The organism is Mesorhizobium sp. M7A.F.Ca.CA.004.04.2.1, from assembly GCF_004022825.1.
Taxonomy (GTDB): Bacteria; Pseudomonadota; Alphaproteobacteria; order Rhizobiales; family Rhizobiaceae; genus Mesorhizobium.
In genome coordinates this window covers 1-2,775 of record NZ_RZPH01000818.1, presented here as the reverse complement: position 1 = coordinate 2,775, position 2,775 = coordinate 1, and the positions used below count along the sequence as shown (strand labels likewise).

4 protein-coding genes are annotated in these 2,775 nt (G+C 63.8%); 2 read left to right on the top strand and 2 right to left on the bottom strand.

Annotated elements, in window-relative coordinates; translation table 11 throughout:
- A partial coding sequence (locus EN893_RS27585; RefSeq protein WP_128361935.1) for a DUF2093 domain-containing protein occupies positions 1-163 on the bottom strand: 163 nt, incomplete at its 3' end.
- A 77-nt stretch (positions 164-240) separates the two neighbouring features.
- Here EN893_RS27585 and EN893_RS27580 point away from each other — a divergent pair.
- On the top strand, positions 241-876 hold the full coding sequence (locus EN893_RS27580) for a hypothetical protein (protein WP_236383407.1): 636 nt from the start codon (positions 241-243) through the stop codon (positions 874-876).
- A gap of 42 nt (positions 877-918) precedes the next feature.
- On the opposite strand, the gene EN893_RS27575 is transcribed toward EN893_RS27580, so the two are convergent.
- Positions 919-1,845 (bottom strand): LysR family transcriptional regulator, encoded by a 927-nt coding sequence (locus EN893_RS27575; protein ID WP_127271514.1) that lies wholly within the window; start codon positions 1,843-1,845, stop codon positions 919-921.
- Between the two features lie 91 nt (positions 1,846-1,936).
- On the opposite strand from EN893_RS27575, the gene EN893_RS27570 reads away from it, so the two are divergent.
- A partial coding sequence (locus tag EN893_RS27570; protein WP_164776104.1) for a DMT family transporter occupies positions 1,937-2,775 on the top strand: 839 nt, incomplete at its 3' end.

Sequence of the window (2,775 nt, the reverse complement as noted above, 5' to 3'; positions counted from 1 at the left end):
GCTCCTGCCTGGCGACGCTCCAGTATTTCAACTCGTCGAGCGGAATGCTTTCGCCTGTCACCGCGCAACGCACGAACGCGCCGGGACTGGTAACCTGGAAGTCGCCATCCAGATAGCGGATGCGGGCTTCCTTGCCGCCGGGGCCTTCGAAACGGTTCATCATGCGGGGACGCCAGGGTTCATGAGGATTTCATCGCCATAAATTCCCGGCGAGGTCAAGCATGCGACAAGCCTGAGACAATGCTGAACGCTTATTGTGAGGCGGAAAAATGGTGTTGGTGGGCCGCAATGGACATTTCCTCCACTCGTCTTCCCGCCTTGCTCAGGGAAGTGATGACGCCGCAGGCCGTGCCCTCGGGGCAGGCCGATCCAGTCATGACGGCACTGGTCAAGGCGCTGGTCCAACCGCCGGCGCCGTCTCTGCTCGCACAACAGACAGCGCCAGCGCTGTTGACTTTGCCGGCCGCGCCAATGGCCGTCAAATCGCAGCAGATCGCATCGGCTGGCATCGTCGATGCCTATCTTGCCCAACTTGAGACGGGCGAAGAGGCGGCGTTGGCAACGATCGCGGCGAGAAAGGCAAAACCCGAAGCCGAAACGCCGCGAGCCTTCTTGCCGCCTCCGACAACGGCCAATGATAATGCTCCTGCCAGGGTTGCGGGGCTGTCATTGCTGTCGCTTATCCCGCCGCAGGCTCCAGTCCCGCGCAACGCTGCCGCTTTGGGTGCATTGGCGGGCAGGCACAGGCCGGCCAATCAATCCCATGGTGCGGCGCCGAACCCTGAGCACTTGCTGGTGAAGGTCGGCTTTGTTTCGATAGTGGCCGGTTTGCTGGGAACCGTGATCCTTGGGTTCGTTCTGTTGTTGCTTCGCTGAGCTTCGAATCGGCTGGTTCTCGATATATGCCCGGCGGAAGGCCTATCGCTCGGCTTCGATGAACGCCTCGATCTTTTCCGGCGCCAGCCCGGCCTCCGCCGCGATGCGGCGGGCGAGGTCGGCGGCTGCGGCGCGCGGCCGGCCGATCGGCCGGTCGAGCCAGTAGGACACCGGATTGAGCGCGGTGCGCTCATCGACGGGGGTGATGCGGCCCGATTGCAATTGATGTCCGGTCAGGGGTGGGCGTGCCAGCGCGATGCCAAGCCCATAGGCGGCGGCGTCGAGCACCAGATTGTAGTCCTCGAAGCGACGGTCCTGCGGGCGCGGGCGATAATCCATGCCTTGCGCGGCAAACCAGGCGCGCCAGGCAGACGCGTCGGAATCGTTGATCAGCGGATATTTGAGCAGCCGGGCAGGGTCGCCGCGGCCGATCTCGCGGGCAAGCTCGGGTGACGCGACGGGGAAGACATGTTCCTCGAAAAGCTGCACCGAGACGCGGCCCGGAATGCCGCCGCGTCCACAGCGGATGGAGAGATCGATGCCCTCATCGGCAAGGTCGGCCTGGCGGATATCGACATCGAGCACGATGCGCAGCTTCGAGGGATTGTTCTCCAGAGCCGCCATGCGAGGCATCAGCCACAGCCCGCTGACCGAGGGGATCGAGGTCAGCCGCACCACCGCCGTGCCACGCGGCTCGACCCAGCGGTCGGAATGGGTCGATATCAGCGCAAAGGCTTCCGCCGTGCGCAGATGCAGCCGGTTGCCCTCGATCGTCAGCGAGACGCCGCGCGCCCCACGGTCGAAGACTTTCAATCCCAGCCAGTCCTCGAGCTTGGCGATCTGCCGGCTGACGGCGCCATGGGTGATGTTGAGCTTTTCGGCGGCCGCCGAAAAGCTGCCTGTCCGCGCCGCCGCATCGAAGGCGCGCAGTGTTTCGAGCGGTACCATTGTGTCCGAGTTGTGATCCATAGTCACAGGTGATCCTCGATTTGGTCGTTTGTCAACTGGCCTGGAATGGCGTTTTCTGCCTTTCAGGACCGAAGAATGCGAGGGCAGTGAGATGAATGCAATGACGGGCACGTTGAATTCGACACAGCGGATGGACACCACGGCAGCCATTGCTGTCGCGCTGACGGTGGTTGGTTGGGCCTCCGCCTTTCCGGCGATCCGCGCCGGTCTCGCTGCCTTCGGACCGCTGGAACTCGGCGCGTTGCGCTTTGCCATCGCCGCGGTGCCGGCGGCGATCTTCCTGGCCATCAAGCGCCCGGCGCTGCCAAGGCTCGACGAAGTGTGGCGCCTGGTCTTTGGCGGCGCCATCTTCGTCGCGCTCTACACCGTCATGCTCAATTTCGGCGAACTGACCGTCTCTGCCGGTGCCGCCGGCTTCATCATCAATGTCAGCCCGATCTTCACCGCCATCATGGCGATGGTCCTGCTGGGCGAGCGCTTTTCGGGCATGGCCTGGGCCGGTACGGTGATTTCCTTCGCCGGCATTGGCGTCATCGCCATGGCCGACGAGAATGGACTGTCTTTTAACACCGGTGCTCTTCTGGTGCTTGGTTCGGCCTTGTGCTCGGCCGTCAACACCATCGTCCAGAAGCCGCTGTTTGCCCGCCATCATCCGTTGACCATCTCCGCTTCGAACATGGTGCTCGGCGCACTATGCCTGGCACCCTTCCTGCCGTCGGCCTTTTCGCAGGCGGCGGTTGCCGACGCAGCAGGCCTCGGCGCCGTCATCTTTCTTGGCATCGTGCCCAGCCTGATCGCCTATGCCGCCTGGGCGACCGCGCTGTCGCGTCTGCCCGCCGCACGTGCCTCCAACTTCCTCTATCTGGTCTCGCCGATGTCCGCGCTGATCGGCTTCTTCTGGCTGGGCGAAGTTCCGACGCTGCTCGGCAT